Source organism: Psittacicella hinzii (assembly GCF_003585935.1).
GTDB classification, from domain to species: domain Bacteria; phylum Pseudomonadota; class Gammaproteobacteria; order Enterobacterales; family Psittacicellaceae; genus Psittacicella; species Psittacicella hinzii.
This window is the reverse complement of sequence record NZ_NRJG01000096.1, coordinates 1-21,730: the sequence shown is the minus strand read 5'-3', so window position 1 is coordinate 21,730 and position 21,730 is coordinate 1. Positions and strand designations below refer to the sequence as shown.

Sequence of the window (21,730 nt, the reverse complement as noted above, 5' to 3'; positions counted from 1 at the left end):
TAGATCTATTTTTTCTAGATTTAATTAGGTTTAGTCCTCTTTGATTTGGATTAATTTAGTTTAGATTAATTTGATTTAAATTGTATCCAGCTAGATCTAGTACTTGTACAACTGGATCTAGCACTAATTTAACCATTTGTTTTACCCCATTATTAGGTAAAACCTTTACTTTATGTTTAACCCTTTAATCTTTCATATAAGTCGTAAATTTAGTAAGTCGGTTAAACAGACGCGTTTTACACGTGTGAGTTATATCCTCTCTGTATTAGCGTTTATTTTGGCAACTCTAGCTATTACTTTAATCACCTCGGTGTTATATTCGATGCAAGAGTTCCAAAAGAACCGTTTACTAAATTACACTCCACAAATTATCGTTAGCTATAATCAGCCTTTAGGACAAAACGGAGAAATAGATACAGCTAAATTACAACAAGCCTATACACAACTACAGCAAACTCTAGGCAAGGATATAAATCGTCTTAATTTATATGCCGGAGGAAAGTTCTTCTTACAAATTCGTCAGAATTTAATTGAAGGGCAAGTGTTAGGTTTAGATAATAGTAATCCAGCTGCAATCTATCCTTCTAGTCCTGAAGCAAGCCTTAAACCCGAGGATGACGTTTCGTCAGCAACAACTCAAGCTAACGCTAATAACCTAACTAATACTCACGACAAGCTCGTGGAAAATATCCCTTATGCAGTTTTAACTGCAGATTTAAATGCCGGAGAATATTATCTAGCTATTCCGCAAACTTTAGCTTATCAATATCAACTTAATGTTGGGGATACAGTTACACTAATTAATAACGATAAATCTACTTACTTACCTTCAGGCTTTATGCCGATTATGCGTGAGTTTACTATTAGTCAGATTTATGCTGATAATGGACAAAACAACGTCTGGTATGCCAATGTATTTGATATTGCGCGCTTAAACTTAAGTCGTGAAGTTAATCAAGTTAATATCTTCTTAAAAGATCCTTTAGCTATTGAACAGGCAATGCAAAAGTTAGCGCAAGCTAACCATTTACAAGTTAGTGCTACTAATCCTTACGCTTTAACTAGTGAGCAAACGTCTACAACTACAACTACAACTAACCAAGCAAGTTCGCAAACTTCGCAAGCTGATCAACAAGAGCAACTGTTAACACCTATTGCAGCTCTTGATTGGCGCGATCGTTTAGCTGTAGTTTTTGGCGCGATAAAAACTGAAGGACGCGTAACAACCACTCTAACTTCACTATTAATTATTATTGCGATCTTAAGTTGTTTAATTACCTTTAGCTTTATTATTGTGGAAAAGGATCGTGACATTGCCATTCTTAATGTTCTTGGCATGAGTCCTAAAGATCTGAATAAAGTATTTTTAATGATGGTAGTAGGTTTATTAGTGCGCGCAAATATTTGGAGTATTTTACTCTTTATTACTTGTACGTTTTTATGGCCTTTCTATAGTCCATACTTAGCTATTTCAATTCCACTCCAAATTAATTACTTACAAGTAGCTTTAACTTATCTTCTTTGTTCGGCCGCAATCTTTATTGCAACAGCAATTGCTGGTTACTTTATTATTCGTATTCGTCCTGCGCAAATTCTGCGATAAGTAGGTAAAGGAATGATTCTTGAAGTTAAAAACCTGTCTTTGGCCTATGTGAATAACCAAGCGCAAATTAGCCATGGACCATTAAATGTATCTCCGGATGCACAACATACACCCATCTTTTCAGATTTAAGTTTTAGCATTACTGAGGGGCAGCAAATCTCTCTGGTTGGTAAGTCGGGTAATGGTAAATCTTCACTTTTATATGTTCTAGCTGGCTTTGAAAAGGTAGCTCCACAAACCATATATTGGCAAGGAGTTGATCTTGCCTCTATGAGCGCGCAACAAGTTAACCAATTACGTAATCAACAACTAGGGTTCATTTTCCAATTTCATAATCTGTTACCAGATTTTACAGCATTAGAAAATGTCCTCTTACCTGCTCAAATTGGTAAATTTGATCTTAAAGCTTCAACTCAACGGGCTAAAGAGTTATTAGCTTACATGGGCTTAGAGCATCGTTTAGAGCATTATCCAGCACAACTTTCAGGCGGTGAGCGTCAACGTGTTGCTATTGCTCGTGCACTTATTAATAATCCGCAACTTATTCTTGCCGATGAACCTACAGGTAATCTGGATCAAGAAACTTCGCTCGAAGTTATGCAATTGATTAAACAAATTGCCCAAGACTTTAATACTAGTATGCTTTTAGTAACTCATGATCCAGATATAGCCGCAAGTTTACCTGAACGTTGGCGCTTAAAAAATGGGAGCTTAATTAAACATGCCTAAAAACGCCTTAACTCCTCCCCAAGCCGGAAACTTTAGTTCTGGCAAACTTACTTGGGCAATAGCTTGGCGTTTTTATCGCGTAAAAGCAACTATTCGGGTTTTAGCTTTTATTAACTGGTTAACTAAACTTGGGATTATTTTAGGGATTGCTATTCTGATTATGACCAATGCCGTGATCAATGGTTTTGATCAACAATTGCATACAAAGTTCCTTAATTTAATTCCGCAAGGAATCGTCTTTAGCACTAATTTACAACCTTTAGAACAAGGGAAACAATTAGCGCAAGACTTAACACAGTTTAAAAACGTTAAAGCGGTATCACCTATAGTTTCGCAAACTGTTTTAGTGGAAAACGGGACGCAGAAAAAAGTTATCCAACTTTTTGGCATCGACCCACAAACTTACGCCCAAGTTAGTTCGCTAGGTGATTACTTACAAGCGCAAGGTGGTTTATCTTTATTACTTTCTTCACCACTCGATCAAAGTACTAAAGAGCTGCTAAGAGCGAAAGCCCAAGTAATCCTCACTAAAACCTCCCAAGATAATGCTCAAGCTAACGCTCAAGACAATTATCAAGAAAATGCTAAGTCAAACAAAGAACTTAGCACTGAGCAAGATAAATATAATAGACCGACAGATAAGTCATATCTAGTTGATCCTAATGCTACTATAAACTTCAATACTCTCCCTAAAGCTCAACAAAGTTTAGCTCTAGAGTATATGAATAGTCCAAGTGTAGTTATCGGTAAACAATTAGCAACTTTTTTAGAAGCAAAGGTTGGAGATTACATTCGCTTTTATGTCTTTAATCAAGCAACAGGTCAAACCACTCTTTCACAAAACCAATACTTTTTAGTAAGTGGGATCGTAGATTCATCAGGCTTATTCGATAAAGAATTAGCGATGATAAACATCTACGATGCTACAGGGATTGTAGGTTTAACCGACACTAGTTGTCCACGTGTGCAAGTTAATTTACAAGGACAAATTAGTGCCAATAAAGGAGCTGTTAGTAAGTGTAATTTAATCGCTCAACCGCAAAAACTAGAGGCAACTACTATTGCTAATGCAATGCAAATCCGTTTAGTAGATCCTGATAATTTAGATATTATTCCTCCAGCTAATTGGACTAGTCTGCAAGAACTAAGCTATACCAGTTGGGGACGTATCTATCAAAACATCTACCACGATCTACCAATGATTAAATCTTTACTCAATCTAGGTTTATTCTTTGTGGTAACACTTGCGGGCTTTAATGTTATTTGTGCTATCTTAATTCAAATTAAAGATAAGAAAAAATCCATTACGAGTTTACAAGCTGTAGGTTTAAGCACTAAACAAATTCATAGCATCTTTGCTAAATACAGTTTAATCTTAGCTTTACATGCGGTTGTAATTGGGACATTAATTGGCATTCTCTTAAGCCTCGCTTTAGAGTTCTTAAGTCATAAACTGATTAATGCCGGAGTACAAGTAATTGATGCAACCACTTACTTTATTGATTACATTCCGGTAAGTATTAATTGGCAAAGTAATTTAATTATTGCCGTATGTATTTTAGGTACTTCTTTACTTACAGCCTTAGTTACTAGTTATTTTGCAAATAAACAACAAATTGATGTTCGCTTTTTAAGCTAAAAATTAAGTCCAGAAACTCATGTTTCTGGACTTAATTTTTATTAATCAAGCGCAGCCTTAACCTTTTTTCTTCCTGCACGCACGCGGGTTTTAGTTTTAGGTTCGGCGGTCGCTTGCTCATCTTGTTTATTACTTACACTTACTGCAGCGCTTAAGAGTTTAGCTTGCTCGCTTTGTACTTGTCTTTGCTTGAGAGCTTGTTCAAGTACTTCAGGAGGTAATTCAGCTTGCACTTGAGTAAGTATTTGTTGCTGGTTTGCTTGCACAAAACGCAACATCGAATTTTGGAACACTTGTGCCACTCGTTCTTGACGCTGTTTAGCTCCAGCTAACCATTGCGCAAGATCACTTTGTGGCTCTTGCTTATTTGCTGAGTTAGCTTCGGCATAAGAAGATTGCTCGTGCTGTAATTTTGCAGCCACGGCTGCATCTTGGATACTTATAGTTAGTCCCCAAACTGTCGGAGCAAACTTCTCTTGCTTTTGTGCAAAAGTTTCTAAATGAGGTAAGGCTTTTGCTGGTTCAGCATGACGTAAAGCATTAATTTGGGCTTTAACACCAATAGAAGTACTACTTTTGGCTTTAACTACCGAGTGGTTAGTACTTTTAGTTCTACTCTCGGTTAGAGGTAGAGCTAAATCTTTAGCCTTACTTAAAGGTGCAGCAGTACTTGCAAGTTGTTGGAGTTTATCTTGCTGTGGATTTAAGTTTGCCTTAAGCTGTTCTTTTTCTTGCTCTAATTGTCCCAGACGTTGTTTACCTAAACCACGACGTTGTGGATAAATGCCGTGTTTTTTAGCAAACTCTTGTCCTGTTTTAGAAAAGTCAGTAACAATTGGCAAGCGAGCTGCTAGATTACTTGCTTGTTTTGTTTCAGGGCTTGTATCTTGCTTTGCCTCGGAGTTTATAGCTTGCTTGATATCAGAGCTTGTAGCTTGATCAGTTGCTTGGCTTGTCCCTTCGCTTGTAGCTTTACCTGCAGCTTTGCCAGTAACTTCTCTTGTTGCTTGACTTATCTCAAGCTTACTTTGTAGCTTTTGCTCTCCAACATGAGTATTGTCAGCAGTTAAGGCTGCTTGCGGGAGAGTTTTTATATCCGCAGTTAAAGCTTGATTTTGCAGCTGTTGCATTTGTTGCAGCCTTTGCTCATGTTGCCATTGCGCATAAGCTGCTTGCTCGGTTACAAGAGTGGTTTCTAACTCTTGTAATTGAGCTTGTGATACAGCTAAACGTTTATTACGTTCAGCTTGCCAAGCTGCAATATCCTCTTTATGAGCTTGAACATTAAAAGCACGAGGATCTTTAGCGATTTGTGCTTGTAGTTCTTCTTCAGTCCAGGTTACAACTTTAGGAGGGCTTGGCTCTGATTCTTGCAACGTTTCTTTTTGGGATTTGTAATGATTAATCAGTAACATAAACTGCGGATGCTTAGCTTTATTTACTATACTACTAGCTTTAACTAGTTGCGCAAGAGTAAGTTTATCTTGCACCAGAAGATCTAAAGCTTTTTCCAAAGTAAAGCCTAAAGCCAACCAATCTTGAACCGTTAATTCAGTATCCCAAGGTAGTTCTTTTTGATAGTAAGCATAGACTGCTTTAAAGGCTGTTAGTAATAAAACTAACCGCTCAGGAGTAGCAATCTCTTGAGGAGCTATCTCCTGAGATACAATCTCTGAAGTTACTTCTTTCGAATTTGCTATTTCAGAATTTACTATCTCTGAAGCTCCTACCTCTGAAATCACTGTCTCTAAAGTTCCTACTTCAGAAATTATTCCCTCCGTAGTTACCTCCAGCTTAGCATTATTCTCCTCTGCTTTACTATCTTCAAGATTTAAAGCGGCTTTTTCATTAGCCTCTTGTAGACGCAGATCTTGCCACTTACGGAATAAGCCTAATTCAAACTCTTGCTCACGGCGTTGATAGATTTGCTGCATTAATTTCTTAATCGCTTGCTCAGCTGGTAAAGTTGGATCTAATTGTGTAAGTAAATGTTCATAATTATTACTTACTCCATTAGGATTAGTAGTGCCTAAATTTAGATCTAAACTCTCGGGAGCGTCTAAACTTGCAGCAAGAGAAGCCTTTTTCTTGCTTGTAGTTTTAGTCTCGTGCTTATCAGCAACTGTAGTCTGCTTTCCAGCTTTAGTAGTGGTTGTATTTGGAGCACTAGTTTGTCCTAATCTACTAGAAGATAGTTCATTAGCTTGTTGCAATTTTTGTTCTAAAGCTAATTCTAAGCCTATACGTTTAATGTACGGAGCATGTTCTACATCATGCGCCAGTAAAGCAACTGGTACTTTACCTAAATAGTCTTGCAGATAAACAAAGTTTCTTTCAAGTTTACGCTTACGCTTAATTAAGCTTTGTAAGAACTTGTTTTGTAATTCGGCAAGTTTATAAGCAGGATTACGATTAGCAGTTACAGCCACCATATAAGCATTTCGTTCTCTTTGCAATTGCTTATTAAACTCGGCGGTAAAGCTAGAATTACCACTAACAGTTAAACAACGTAATAACTCTAAACGCAGGTCTCGCTGTAACTGTTCAACCGTGGTTAAATCCGCAGCATTAATCTGCGTATTCGCTTGGGCATTAACACTATTGGCAAAGTTTTTCTTTAACTCATGTTGTTGCATTAAGAGCTTTAAATTCGCACTTAAAGCTTGCCATTGCATTGCAACTTCAGGGTGCTGCTGCATATATGCAAGATCCTGTTGCTGATGGTAATAGGCAGCACGTAGTTCTTTCTCTTCTAGCTCTGCATTAGAGTTATTTGCTAACTCTTGTGCTTGAGTTTTGGCTTGGGCAATAAAGTCTGAAGCTTCGGGTGTCTCTTGTTTGGCAAGCTCTTGCTTGCCAAGAGTAATTTCTTGTTCACTTTGAGCTAATGCTTTTTGTACTTGCGCTATCTTTTCTGCAAGGTGATAAGCAGCTTTGCGTTCTTGGAGTGCAATATATTGTTGCTCTTTACGTTGTCTCCAAGTTAACTCAGCACCTTGTGTTTGTTGCTCAGCAGCTTGGATTTTTTGCTTAACTTCCTGTTGCTGCGCTTCTAAAGCTTTTAGTTGCGCTTGTTGTTGAGCATAACGTTGTTGGGCTAAGGTTATCCCTTGTTGAGCTAGGTCTGCTAGGAGATAGTCTAAATCGCTAGCACTCGCAAGAACATTCGATTCTGTGACTACACTTGTACTATTATCTTTAGCATTATTTTCAGCATTTACTTCGGCATTATTTTCAGCATAACTTTTCCCATCTTCAGGCTCATTATTACCGGCTTGTTTTAAATCCTGTGCTACTTGAGAGGCTACAGGTGTTTCCTGTAACGCAACTTCAGGATTTAGATCCGCCATTAAGCGTGAAGTATAAGCTTCTCTTTGCTGCTGAAACTCAGTACGATGAGTTGTAGCATCTAAAGCTTGTTGGGCTAAAGCTATAGTTTCTTGGGCTTTAAGTTGTAACGCTGCTAATTGGGCATTATCAGTTTGACCACCCAAACCTTGTTCATATTCCACTAAGAATTGCTGCTCATCAATTACTTGTTGTAATTGCGCAAGTGAGGCCGCTTGTTGCTCAACACTTAAATCTGCAGGTAAAGCAATCTTACCAGCTTGTAATTCTTGGTAAATACGATTGTAATCAGCTAAGTGATAAATATTAAATTTAGCAATCAGATTGTAGTCTAGCTCTTTATACACTAGCTCACGACTTAATTCTTGGCAATACTCAAATAAACCTAAGAACTCCCAAGTAAAGTCAATGATTTTTTTACTATTCCAAGGTAAAAAGTTATCTAGTTCAAGAGTATATTTAAGGCTAGCTTGTTCTTTTAAGTTTATAAGCGTAATTGGATCTAAGAGCTTACTTACTAAATAAGCTCCTACTTGATAACTTAAATTAACTGCTTTTGCCTCAAACATCACAGGAGCTTGTTGCTCGATAGCTGTTAGTGACCAAGATCCTAACACTTGTTTATCTAAAGGTTGAGCAAGGTTTTGTTCATATTCTTTAACTACGACATTGTAAGCATTGCTTTGACGGTAATCTAAGAGTAACTTATAACGTGGAGCTAATTGATGATAATGAAACTCTACTTTCTCTACTTGCCAATTACCATAAATCTGAGCAAGTAAATCTAGTGTAAGATTCTTTAAGTGTAAGAATACCTGACGTTGTAAGGTATCTAAGTTATCGCTAATTTGTAAGCTTAAGTCGATTTTTGCTTTATGAGCTTGCTGCGCTTGCTCTAAAGCTGCATAGCCTAAAGCAACATAGTTATCGTCAATGCTCGAAGCCAAGTTATCAGCAGTAGAGTTATCAGAAGTAATACTAGCTGCATTACCAGTTATACCTGTACTACCATCACTAGTACGACAATCACTAGCAATTCTACCCACTACATTATTTGTTGTAGTTGAGGAAGCTAAATCATTAGTTGAAGCTGTAGTACTAGCGTCACTCACATCTAAATTTTGCTCTCTCTTGGCAACTAATTGCTCTAAAGCCGCAAGCGCTTGTAGCGGATCTATCTTATCGGTCGCCTCTGTTTGTGCATTCAGCGCCGCTAAACGCTGCTCTTGTTGCTGCACATATGCTTGCTGAATGGCTGCAACTTCAGGGTTTAAATTATCTTGGTTAAGCGCATGTAAAACCTTATCCCAGAAAATTGCGGCTTTTTCTCTACTTTCACTTAAAAAAGCAGGTACTTCTTGGCTTACTGGCTCTTGGTAATGCTCGGTGGCTTTTTGTACTTGTGCTTGATTACGTTCTTTAATCGAAGTTGGAGCTTTAGCGTGAGCAAGTTCGTATTCATAATTTAGAACTTGTTCAATTTGTTCAGCTAAAACCGGATTAGATAAATCAATAACATTAGCTTGTAATTGCTTATGTTGCTCTTGCAAGAACTGATTAAATTGTTGACCTGAACTAATCTTGTCACTAGCTTGGCTATAACTCATAAATAAGTTATTGGCATTTAGACCAGTAGCAAGTTGTTGTAAAGCGAGCGAAGTTTGCAAGTTATTCTGTTGCATCTGTGCAACTAGTGGACTTGCTTGAGCACCCACTTGTTGTAACTGTTTAAATTGCTCTACGGTTAAGCCAAGACTTTGTCTAATTTGTTCAGCGTCAATTTGTGCTTGGATTTGTTGTTCGTGTAATTGCTTATCAATATCGGCACGAACTTGTAACTTTAATTGCGCATCATAACTTTGCGCACTAGCTAACAGGCTCGGATTATAACGAGCGTTTACTTCTACTTGACCACTTAAACGAAAATCGCGATGGGTAGCTAGTTGTTTAATTAAAGTTAAGATTTGAGGGCGTAAAGGATGACTATAAGCACCTAGATAATAGTTAACAACTATTTCCAGTTTATTAGCCTCTAAGCGCTTAAACATTGGACAAATTAATAATTGTACACTTGGTGCATACTTTAAGTCCAATTCATTAGCCAAGATTGATCCTATATTCTCTGGCAAATGCTCCCATAAATATTGACGAATACGTAGCATTAGTTGCAGATCTGTCATAAAAGAACTAAAGTCTGCTATTGGGACATTATCGAGATAATCTAAAGGATCTTCACTTGACGAGTAAATAGTTGTGACCATAAATTTCAAGATCAGAAAAACTAGATATTACTTCTAAAGAAAATTAGGATTACATTAAAGAGAAATCCATTTAGAGATAATTGGGTATGTAAAATTGGGTATATAAAATTAGGTAGGTAAAATTACCTAGCTAAAAATAATTTATAAGCTCTATAGTTGGTTATCAGGCTTTTTATCTATTATAACAGGTTAAAAGCATGACTAATTTTAATCACTATTTTCCACTAAGTTAGCATAGTGATTTTTTCTTCATGCCTAGCAAATGATAAACATAAGTAAGCAATCTCTTACTTGCTACAGGGATAGCTAACAGCTAGAAAAAGGAAAAAATTATATAATAAAGAATAGCGCAGAAAATTTATCCTAGCTTTACTAAGTGTCAAGAGTTTTTAACAGCTTTGAGGTTTAGCTCTATCTGTGAGACAAAACTACTTAAAGGTAAAAGTTTTCTCTAAGCCACTTTCCTTTCTTTGGTTAGACAAGCTCGTAATTAGGATAAGAGATAAGATAAAAAGATTAGCAGAAAAAGCAATTAGAGGATGCGATATTCTTTACCATAGTCGTATATGAACCTCTTAGCTTTACTTGGTTAGCTTAACTATATTCACAGCAGATTTGCTTTGTCTAGTCTTTGCTTAGTTTTTATTATCTATCACCTTATCCTTAGAGTTAAATATGCACTTATCTGTAAATATTGCCAATTTACAGATAAGTGAATATTTACTAAGCTTGCCTTTTATCTAGAGTATTGATTATTCAGTTATTATTAGTTTAAGGTTATGTCTACGTCTTCTTTTCCCACCTATAATTCAACTACCACAAGTAATAGTCAGGTTAGTAAGCAAGTGACTAGTGATCTCACAGCAAATGCAGATAACAATCAAGAGGCTAACATAAACAGCTCTTCTTGCACTAATTCTTCTAGTGCTAATTCTTCTAGCACCAGCTCTTCTTATCCTGTTGTTACTTCTACCCGTGTACAGCAAATCTTAATCCAAGATCAAGCTAACGCTAAAACTAACACTCAAAAACAGCAACAAGATAACTTAACTACTCAACAGTTAAGTGATAATCAGCAACTAAAACCTAGTTTTGAGCAAGTACATCCGTCTGGTAAGGCTATTAAACAATATACGTCGAGCCAAGACACTTATGTACAGATGCCACATGCTGCGAGTAATCAAGAGAGTTTTCGGCAACAATTTTATCGTCAAAATGAACAAGAGTCTCAAGAAGAATTTGATGCTTCACTTGAGGATCAAGTTAATCCAACAAGTAAACATGAGGTGGGGGTTACTGTAGATCTTAATCCTGCGAAAGTACCAGTAATCAATACTCCATTAAATCAACAGCAGATCCACCTCAAGCAACAACGTCTTGCAGCTAGAAACAGTAACTTAGAAAATACGAGCAATATTAATGCAGATCAACAAGATTCTGCTGCTACCGCAAGTACTACTAATAACTCTACTCTAGCTGCTACTAAAACAACGAGTGTTAATAGTACAAGCAGTTATGACGTTGTAACACCTCATCAGCGAGCTTTACAAAGTAAACTTCCCTCTGCTTACTTTATGGTAATTTTACTTTCCATAGTATCTATTACTCCAGGTCTAGCTAATACTTCTTTTAATCCGGCAATTATGGAAGTAGCTAGTCATTACCATGTAAGCTTAGAAAAAATTCAAGCGCTTTCAGCCACTTACTTTTTAGGTTTAGGTTGCGGACAGCTCATATGGGGACCGCTAACTGATCGTTTTGGAAGAAGAAAGTCGATTTTTGCATGTACTATTTTAGCTTGTCTGATTAACTTTCTCTTTATCAATACGCAAACTTACGCTCAATTACAAACTGCACGCTTTTTCCAAGGTGTAATCTTTAGTTGTTTTGGTTTACTACCTACGGCAGTGTTACGCGATAGTTATTCTGCTCGTAACTTTATTATCTATAACTCTTGGGTAATGATCTTGTTCCTTCTAGCGCCAGCTTTTGCGCCGCTCTTTGGAGGATACATTCTCATTAGTTTAGGTTGGCAATGTATCTTTACGATCCTTTCAGCAATCTGTGTTGTTGGTCTACTATTCTATTGGATGAAAATTCCAGAAACCTTAGATCCGAGCCGACGTCAACCGATCAATCCGCTGAAGATTCTTAAAAACTACTACACCATTCTCTCGAATTTAAAATCATTACTCTGTTTATTACTTGGTGGTTTACTGGCCGTAGTCATTTTTGCATGGACGGCATTATGTTCAGCTTTACTTATTAACGATTATCATATTGCCCCACAAAACATCGGATACTATTCAATCTTTCCAGTAATCTTTACCATTATTGCCAACAAACTCAATGGCTCATTAGTTAAAAAATACAACCCACAACAAATTTTAGTTACCTCCACTTTAATTCAAACTATCTTTAGTGTAATTAATTTAATTGTGGCTTGGTATTTCTTAGGAGCAATAGGTTTAGTGGTAGCACAAACTTTAAATGCACTGTTTACTGGATTCCAGAATGCTAATCTGGTTTCTATTTACTTAATGGATTATAGTCACATGGTGGGCACAGCCTCTTCGCTGTTCTTAAGCCTACGTACGATCATCCCAAGTATTTTAATTTTTGCGATAAGCTTTGCTCCGCGTAATATGGGTACTACTTTCTTATATTTTGATGGAGCGGTAATTGTCTTCTCGTTTTTAGTAGTACTCTTATTTAATCGCTTATATCCAGCCCCTGGAGCTCGCATGCATAAACTACGCATGAAAGCTATTAAATACCACAAACGCCAAATGCAGGCTCGTTTTGGTAATGCCCAATAAAAACTTAAGCTCTTTAAATAAAGTAAGTTAGTTGTTTAGTTAGCTAATTGTTGAATTAGCTAATTGTTGAGTTAGCTAATTGTTGAGTTAATTAGTTATTTAGTTGGCTAGCTGTTTAGCTGATTAATACTGTTAGTTGCTTAGTTCGCCAGTCAGTTGATTAGTTGGGTTAGTTGTGGTTGTCTGAAAAATTAAATTCTTTTATTTATTAAGCATTTACGTAAATTCTGCAAAATATTTAAAAATTCTTAGACACTTTTACCAAATTCGCCTGTCTTAGATATTAAGCACTCATTTAGCTCGAAGTATTATCATCTTTCCAATACCATGATTTTACTTCTTAAACATATCTTAAATTCAGACAAGCTAAATGACATTATTAGCTCTAGTCGTCCTTCATTAAGTGATGACCTTTTTCAGACAAACCACGTAAGATCTTCTTACATGCTAATAATGCAGCGCACACTTACTTTATTTTTAGACAAATCTCTATCTAGCTGCCTAATTTAAGCAACTAGATAATTTTTATCTACCAATTTACTCTTTTTTCACCTCAATCAAGGCATCAGTTGGTAGGAAATATTGTTTTTTATTCTTCTTGATTGTTAAGAGTTTAGGTGTGCTCTCGAGGCTCTGGTTCTTGCCTATCGAGCTAGCAACAAGCCGTGCTTACTGTTATAATAAATTGCTGTGTGGTTTATCTGCCACCAGTTTCAGATTTCAATCTCTAAAGCTCATCTTTGAGCTTTTTTCAAACTATGCAAACAAAGTACACATCTCATACTTATCGTCGTGCTTTTCTTGCTTGCTTTATTCTTTTTACTGCGGTTTTTACGTCTAGTTTAAATGCAGCCAATGCTCTAGCTCGTCAACATGCGAGTCATAGCATTAGCTATTTACAACATAAAGCCCAGCACTTAGCTGTAGTTTCTCAACTTACCCAGCAAGACGAGCATGCAAATCATAGTTTAATTCACTTAGTTTTACAACCGCAAATTAGTAAGCAACCAAACCTTGCTTTTACTAAACGCAACCTTTTAGCTCATAGTATTTATATTGCCGCTCCTTAGACCAAAGAGTTAATTATGTAATTAAGTCGCGGAATATAATCTTGGCATTTAGAGCTTATGCCTAGCTAACAGGTACTGCAGGTACTGCACGTACTAGTGATTAAGCTATTTTCCGCATTTATGGTTATCTCTACTTATAAATAAGGAATTAGCAGTGGGTTCTTACTGCTTATAAATCTATGAATATTTTCTCAGCAATCTTTACTAAACTATTTGGTTCAAACAACGAGCGTGTACTTACTCGTATTCGTCGCGAAGTACGCAAAATTAACGATTTAGAAAAAACCGTTGAACAATTAAGCGACGAACAATTAAAAGCTAAAACGCAAGAATTTCGTGATCGTTTAAAAAATGGCGAATCTTTAGTTAGCATTCGTCCAGAAGCTTTTGCCGTAGTACGTGAAGCTTCAAAACGTGTTTTAGGCATGCGTCCGTTTGACGTGCAAGTGATCGGTTCATTAGTATTATGTTCACGTTCGATCGCCGAGATGAGAACGGGGGAAGGTAAAACTCTTACTTCGACTATGGCGTCATACTTACATGCCTTAACTGGTAAAGGGGTGCACGTAGTTACAGTAAACGACTACCTAGCTGAACGTGATGCGCAAAACAACATGCCATTATTTGAGTTCTTAGGTATGACTGTAGGTATTAACCTTTCAGGTATGACTAATGAACAAAAACGTGAAGCATATAACTGTGACGTTACTTATGCAACTAACAGTGAATTAGGTTTCGATTACTTACGTGACAACTTAGTTACACGTAAAGAAGATAAAGTACAACGAGAACACTACTATTGTATTATCGATGAGGTGGACTCAATTCTTATCGATGAAGCGCGTACTCCGCTAATTATTTCTGGTCAAGCCTCTGATTCTACAGAATTATGTACGGCAATGAACAAAGTAATCCCGCACTTAAAAGCCCAAGCTAAAGAAGAAATCGATAGCGATGAAGAAGCTGGTGATTACATTGTTGACCTTAAAAACAAACAAGTATTACTTACAGAGCAAGGACAAGTTAAAGTAGAACAAATTCTTACCGTAGCTGGTCTATTAAAAGAAGGTGAATCTCTTTACTCAACTCGTTCATTAAGTTTATTACACCACTTTAACGCAGCTTTACGTGCGCACACTCTCTTTGAACGTAACGTAGACTACATTGTGCAAGATAATCAAATTATGATTATCGACCCGAATACAGGTCGTACAATGGAAGGTCGTCGTTGGGGTGATGGTACGCACCAAGCGATCGAAGCTAAAGAAGGTGTACCAATTCAGGCCGAAAACACTACAATCGCTTCAATTACTTATCAAAACTACTTCCGTACTTATGAAAACCTTTCAGGGATGACAGGTACGGCTGATACAGAAGCGTTTGAGTTTAACCAAATTTATAGCTTAGACACTATTGTTATTCCACCGAATCGTCCAAATGCTCGTATCGACATGCCGGACATTCTATTCAAAACCGAAAAAGCTAAGTTCCTAGCGATCGTTAATGATGTTAAAGAACGTATTGCTAAAGGTCAACCGGTACTTATCGGTACAGCTTCGGTAGAAAAATCAGAAGTGCTAAGTAGCTATCTTTCTAAAGTAGGTATTGCTCACCAAGTGTTAAACGCTAAGTTCCACATGCGTGAGGCTGAAATTATTGCTCAAGCAGGTAAACCAGGTACAGTAACAATTGCTACTAACATGGCTGGTCGTGGTACGGATATTATCCTTGGGGGTAACCGTAAAGCGATGATTGCTGAACTTGGTCCAAATGCAACTGAAGAGCAAATCGAAGCAGTTAACAAAAAATGGGAAGAGAACAACGAACTCGTACGTCAAGCAGGTGGTTTACACATTATCGGTACTGAACGTCACGAATCTCGTCGTATCGATAACCAATTACGTGGACGTGCTGGTCGTCAAGGTGACCCAGGTTCATCTCGCTTCTACTTATCTTTAGAAGATAACTTATTACGTATTTTTATTCCAGAACAACGTTTAAAATCACTTGCTAATGCCTTTACTAATGAAAACGACTATCTTGATATGAAGATTATGTCGAAATTCATTGCTAATGCTCAAGGTAAGGTTGAAGCGCATAACTTTGATATTCGTAAAGAACTTATTAGTTATGACGACGTGATTAATGAACAACGTCAAGTAATCTACCAACAACGTGATTACATTCTGGACAAAGAAGATCTTACTGAACTCTTAACTAACCAAACTTACGACGTAATTGGTAGTGTGATCACACGTTTCATGCCACCTAATACCGTATTCGAGCAATGGGACTTAGATAGTCTAGATCAAGTGCTGAAAAACGACTTCAACTTAGACTATTCAGTGAAAAAACGTCTTGAACAATCTGCAATCCTTTCTGAAGGTGACTTCGTAAGAGAAATTGCGGAGAAAATGCTTGAAGACTATAGTCGTAAAATGGAGCAACTTGGTTCAGAACTTAAAGTTGCAGTTGAGCGTACAGTATTTGTGCAAAACATTGACGAATTATGGCGTCAACACTTAAGTGATATGGAACATTTACGTAAACACATTCACTTACGTGGTTATGCACAAAAAGATCCAAAACAAGAATATAAACGTGAATCGTTTGAAATGTTCGAAGCGTTAATGGAAAATCTAAATTACAACGTAATTTCGATTTTAAGTAAAATCCAAGTAGAACAAGCTAAACCTGTAGATCAATTACCACAACAAGCACCAATTAACGAATTACCATCAGGTGAATTAGATCCTAAATTATTCGAAGGTGTAAGCCGTAATGATCCATGCCCATGTGGTTCAGGTTTACGTTTCAAACACTGTCACGGTTCGCGTGCTAAAACAGACGGTATCGCCTAAGCGAATGCTGACATCAATACTGATATCGTAAGCGCATACTAAACCTACTTCTTAAACAACTAGCTTTAATAAGTAGGTAGACAAACAAAATACAAATGCAAACTTTATGCCCTCAAAGAACTCTTTGAGGGCATAAGTTTATGTATTCTCGACATAATTGTGCACCTAGTGCCTAAAAGCTAAGTATTTAAGGCACTAATTTGCTATAATAGTGCCAGAACAATGACCTAGACCTTTAGCTGTTTAGGTCTTTTTCTTTATCAGATTTTATCGAATACGTAAGCTCAAGTTCCCCATGACTTACGTTACTTAACTTACTTAACTGTGAGTATCCATGCTTACAGTAATCTCAATATCTCTCTATTTTCACTAATCATGAAAAAGAAAACCTCTATACTTACACCATTGTGGGTTAGTGCGAGCCTGTTAGCAGGGATGTCTATTGCACCGACTATTTGGCAAGGAACTTTTAGTTCTCCAATCCCGCAAGTACGCGCAGCTACAGCCGCTACCTCTACGGTAAATATGAATAGCTTAAAAGCACAAATTGCTGCTTGGACAGTGCAGTTAAATACGCTTAAAGAGCAATCTAACCCCGACAACGAAACCAACGAAGCAATTAATGCCTATACCTCGGCTATTGATTTTGCAAATAAGGCTGTAAATCAATTAGCAACCTTAACTAGCGTAACTGCGCAAACTGAAGCTTTACCAGCACAAACGGAACAACTTGAGCGTCAAATTACTATTCTGACCGAGCAAGTTGAGAACTTTAACGCTCAAAGCTTAACTAAAGGTTTAAGCGCTGCACAGCTCCAAGCACAAGTACAGGCCATTACCAATAATTTAGCCGCTCTTGATGCTAGTGCTAGCGGTTTTACCTATAACCAAAACGCTAACTTAGATGTTATTAATGCCAATAGCCGTTTACAAGAAATCTCTACGGCTTTAAGTGGCACTAATACAGCAGCTAAAACTGCAGCTTTACAAGCCGAAGCAGCATATTTAAATGCACAAAACGCTTTAAATAACTATTACATTAATAAAGAATCGACTTATCATGACTACAACAATGCTTTAGGGCAAGTACATGATTTACAAAGTCGTTTATATAATTTACAACTGACTGCTTATTCACGTGCTTATACTGCAAGTTTAGCGACCGAAGTAGATCAACAGGCTGCAAGTAGTAGTTCGCCGTTAATTCAGCAACAAGCTGAAATTAACCGTCAACTAGTGGCAAACTTAGATAAGCTTACTAGTCAAGCGAGTCGTATTAATGATGTAGCACATCTACGTAAAGGGCAATTAGATTTAGCGACCCAAGTATCTAATACTATTGACTCACAAATTCAGTTACTTAAAGGTACACTGGAATTAAATATTCTGATTAATCAACAAAAAGAGCTCTTACCTAATGTTGATGCTTTAGAGAATTATAGTTCGCAAGTTTTAAACTTACGTGTACAAAACTTCCAGTATATTGCTGAACTACAAGAGTTACAAAACCAAAATCAGTTCATTACTAAACTACAAGAGCAAAACAATGTAACTCTTACCGAGCAAGAACGCGCAACACTAGTAAACTTACTAGCACAACGTGCAGATCTGCTCGACGAAAACATTAAACAAATTAATCAGATTATTGTTGACGCGTCAAACTTAGATGGTGTACAAGCCAAACTGATTAACACCATTAATGAGATTGATAATAAACTTAATCAACAAGACTTCTTCGTACGTTCAACGCCAAGTGTAAATACAACTTGGGTTAAATCATTTATCTATAGTACGCAAAACCAAGCTAAAGCCATTTTTAGTCAAATGACTCTACATCTTGGTTACTGGTTATATTACTTACTGGGTGCTTTATCAATTATTGCTGGTTTTGCGATTCGCAGTCAGAAAAACCACTTAATTGCGACTTTAGAGTTATTACGTCGTCGCGTAAACGTACATTCTGAAGATAGTTTATTAGTAACTCCAGCAGCCGTATTCTTAAGTTTATTTACGGATATTCACCGTTCATTTATTTGGGGTGGTACAGCCTTAATTCTCTTTAATACGGTCTTTACTGATACTACTTATTTATTAGATTACTTTGCTTATAGCTTTGTATTCTTAATGTTCTACACTTACACCATGAACCTTACACGCGAAGGTGGAGTGATTAATGCTCACTATAGCCCGCAAGGTTCGTTCTACGCTAAGTTAGATAATAAAGACAGTAAAATCCTTGAAGAAGATACAGCTCCACAGCCAAGAGTACCTTATACTCCTCTGTGCATTTTTACTTCGTCACAAGTTGCTGCGGTTACAGAAAAGAACTTTTACGACCGTCGTCAAGCTTACTTAGATGACTATCATCGTCATAATGGTTATGTAACTGCTGATTATGCTCCTTATGCGCCAACTGCGGATCATTTCGATCCTGTGGATCAACGTGTAGTGCATCATTTATCTGCTACTTCGATTAGTAAAGATGAGTATCATCAAACAGCAGGTAAAGTACTTGAGCAAGATAAGTATATCGATCTAGCTGACGCTCCGGTAAAACAAGAGTTCATTAAAACCGCAAGTTTTACCACTGCTTTCCGTAATGTATTAAAAGTTACATTCTTCCCAATTTTCTTATTTGTGAATATTATGTACTTTAATACTCACCCAGCAGTAACGCCATCGGAAAACATTATTGGTCAGACTTTATACCTCGTAGGTATTAGCTTAACCGCCATTATTATGATTAAGTACACTTTACGTATGGTACGTAATTATCGTCTAACCCATCCACATTTAGATTTTAAATTCCGTTTAGGTTTATTACTAATGTGGCTAATTCCGATCGCCTTATTTATAATGACGGCAAATGGTTATGTAAATACCACTACCATTATCTTAAAACATTTACTCTATACCTATTACGGGGCAATTATTTTAGTAATTGTAGCGCGTATTTTACAACGTGAATTTGCGATCCTTTCTTTACAAGCTGCGCGTAATACAACTCCTGAACAAGCAGTTAATAACACAGAAGAAAGTCAACAATCTTCATTTACGCAAAATACGATCAGCCAATTCTTACAAGAGAAAGAACAGCAACGCGCCCTCTTTAGAGCGCGTCGTGATACTTATATGACTAACTTCCCAGACTTCTTACGTTTATCAAATGTAATTAGTTGGGTAATAGGTATTGCTATTTTCTATAGTGTATGGTCTGATCTAATGTCAGTAATCACTTACTTAGATAATGTAACTATCTGGCAAGTACAAGGTACAGTAGCGGGTACAGTTGAGAATATTACTCTGCTCAATGCCTTACGTTCATTAATCTACTTAATTATTACTTACTTTGTATGGCGCAACTTAAAACCACTATTAGATATTTTAATTTTCAGTAAATTAAAATTCTCAGAAGGTTTACCTTACGCTATTCAAACCATTGCTACGTATATTGTAATTATTGTCGGCTTTAGTACTTCATTCTCGACCCTTGGTATGAGTTGGAGTAAATTACAATGGTTAATTTCAGCTCTCTTAGTAGGTCTAGGGTTCGGTTTACAACAAATCTTCTCGAACTTTGTTTCAGGGATTATTATTCTATTCGAACGCCCAATTCGTATTAAAGACTATATTACGATTAATGGTATTAGCGGTTCAATTAAGTCGATTAAGATCCGAGCAACTACCATTGTCGACGCTGATAATAAAGAAGTTATTATCCCTAACCAAAACTTTGTAACAGGTTCATTTACTAACTGGACCTTAAGTGAAACCAGAACACGTATTGTGTTTACGATCGGTGTAGCTTATGGTTCAGATATTGATATGGTAACTGAAACCTTAATGGAAGCGGCAAGATCTTGCCCATTAGTAAATGTAAGCGATGCTCCACCATCATGTTACTTCTATGAATTTGGAGCTTCAAGCTTAAATTACTATTTACGCTTCTATGTACAAAGTCTAGGTGATCGTATGCCAGCTACCCATGAAGTGAATCGTATGATTAACACTTTATGTAATGAACGCGGCATTGATATTAGCTTCAACCAATTAGACGTATTTATTAAAAACGGCTCTGGAGTTGAAGTTAAACTTGAGTCAAAAGATTTAATGACTTTAAAAAATCAATAGTCAAAACTTAAACAAAAACCTAAACAATAACCAAACGAAAAAAGTGCGTTGAATTCATCAACGCACTTTTTTCTTCTTTAACGGCGACCATCGCGCCAATCTTTAGGATTAATTGGGTTATCTTGTGCCCATAATCCTAAACGCTTATTAGCAGCTTCATACATGAGCTTATCAAAAAACTCACTCATATGGTTTTTACGATAGAACTTATACGACCATACGTTGCCCGAAGATACAAGATACTGATTTACATTAAAGAGAGTGTTGTTATTTTGCAGGATATAAATCGCTCCTAAGAAACGTCCATAACGGTCTGCACCAGTAGTGTATAAATACACCATTTTATTATTCACTAAATGACGTAACACGTCACCCGCTTGCTTACCGTAAGGTTGATTCGTCTCTGGAGCGTCAATACCTAATAGACGCACACGAATAAATTTATTTGTGCCTGGAATATTACAACGTACAGTATCTCCATCATGAACTGAAGTTACCTTACATTGTGAGACGTTGTATTCTTTAAACAAGCTTAAAGGATAAGAGTTTTGCTCATTTAACGGTAAATGGTCGAGCAAACATAATTGAAAATTTAAATCACGATCGTAACGAATACGCGTCGCTCCAGATAAACATGGACTATTAAGATTTAAACTATTGTTTACGCCACTCGTACTTACACGATTACTTGCATAGGTATAAACTACCCCTTGATTCGCAAGCATATTTATCGGATCAAAATCATCTTGCTCGTCATCTTGATCTTGCGTAGCAGCTTTAGTCTGAGTTTGACTGTAGTGAGTGTTTGATTTTTGCTCGCTCGTTTGCGTAGTTGCGGTAGTTTGCGTTTGGGAGTTTAGTTTAGCACTATGTTGATAGTTTTGCGCTATAGCTCCTAGGATTACCAGAACTAATCCTAATAAGCTCTTTTTAGGATGGCGCTTTAAGAAAAGTTGGATGAGTGATTGTAATTTTTGCATGTTATGTTCTCTTATAAATCTTCTCTATTATAAGCTAAATTTTTAAAGGCAAAACTAAAAGTAGCTTGAATTTTTTTGATGTTTATCGCTAAGACTAAGTGCAAGCGAACGCAGAGTATTATCTAAAAAGATAATAAATCATGTTGCTAAAGATCACTACCACAAATCTAGTAAACTATAGTTTACGTATATCTTTGCACCCCTAAACTGAAAAAATCTGACCTAGCGTCAGATTTTTTCATCCATTATAATTTGCTTTACAAAAAGGTGGTACACCACCAAGTTTAAA

9 protein-coding genes are annotated in these 21,730 nt (G+C 36.8%); 7 read left to right on the top strand and 2 right to left on the bottom strand.

Annotation, left to right across the window (positions count from 1 at the left end; all coding sequences use genetic code 11):
- The first annotated feature begins 172 nt into the window (after nt 1-172).
- The 3 genes from CKF58_RS05405 to CKF58_RS05395 are packed head-to-tail and all read left to right on the top strand — an operon-like array spanning nt 173 to nt 3,971.
- Nucleotides 173-1,603 carry an ABC transporter permease gene (locus CKF58_RS05405; protein ID WP_119531739.1) on the top strand — a complete coding sequence of 477 codons (1,431 nt, stop codon included), beginning with the start codon at nt 173-175 and terminating at the stop codon, nt 1,601-1,603.
- 12 nt (nt 1,604-1,615) lie between these two features.
- Nucleotides 1,616-2,332: an ABC transporter ATP-binding protein gene (locus CKF58_RS05400; RefSeq protein ID WP_119531737.1), complete on the top strand. Its 717-nt coding sequence runs from the start codon at nt 1,616-1,618 to the stop codon at nt 2,330-2,332.
- A complete protein-coding gene (locus CKF58_RS05395; protein WP_119531735.1) occupies nt 2,325-3,971 on the top strand; it encodes an FtsX-like permease family protein in 1,647 nt (548 codons plus the stop codon). The genes CKF58_RS05400 and CKF58_RS05395 overlap by 8 nt, the downstream gene beginning before the upstream one ends.
- Before the next feature lie 41 nt (nt 3,972-4,012).
- On the opposite strand, the gene CKF58_RS05390 is transcribed toward CKF58_RS05395, so the two are convergent.
- Nucleotides 4,013-9,580 (bottom strand): hypothetical protein, encoded by a 5,568-nt coding sequence (locus tag CKF58_RS05390; protein WP_147397223.1) that lies wholly within the window; start codon nt 9,578-9,580, stop codon nt 4,013-4,015.
- Nucleotides 9,581-10,359: 779 nt separating this feature from the next.
- Here CKF58_RS05390 and CKF58_RS05385 point away from each other — a divergent pair.
- From CKF58_RS05385 to CKF58_RS05370, 4 genes are all read left to right on the top strand, one after another.
- Nucleotides 10,360-12,399 carry a multidrug effflux MFS transporter gene (locus CKF58_RS05385; RefSeq protein WP_119531731.1) on the top strand — a complete coding sequence of 680 codons (2,040 nt, stop codon included), beginning with the start codon at nt 10,360-10,362 and terminating at the stop codon, nt 12,397-12,399.
- 758 nt (nt 12,400-13,157) lie between these two features.
- A complete protein-coding gene (locus CKF58_RS05380) occupies nt 13,158-13,469 on the top strand; it encodes a hypothetical protein (RefSeq protein WP_119531729.1) in 312 nt (103 codons plus the stop codon).
- A 185-nt stretch (nt 13,470-13,654) separates the two neighbouring features.
- The gene (gene secA, locus CKF58_RS05375) at nt 13,655-16,330 is read left to right on the top strand and encodes a preprotein translocase subunit SecA (protein WP_119531749.1); all 2,676 of its coding nucleotides are present in this window, start codon (nt 13,655-13,657) and stop codon (nt 16,328-16,330) included.
- A 375-nt stretch (nt 16,331-16,705) separates the two neighbouring features.
- Entirely contained in the window at nt 16,706-20,461 is a 3,756-nt protein-coding gene (locus CKF58_RS05370; protein WP_119531727.1) for a mechanosensitive ion channel domain-containing protein, read from the top strand.
- Nucleotides 20,462-20,538: 77 nt separating this feature from the next.
- Here the strand turns inward: CKF58_RS05370 and CKF58_RS05365 are convergent, their stop codons facing one another.
- Nucleotides 20,539-21,441 carry a thermonuclease family protein gene (locus tag CKF58_RS05365; RefSeq protein WP_119531725.1) on the bottom strand — a complete coding sequence of 301 codons (903 nt, stop codon included), beginning with the start codon at nt 21,439-21,441 and terminating at the stop codon, nt 20,539-20,541.
- Between the last annotated feature and the right edge of the window lie 289 nt (nt 21,442-21,730).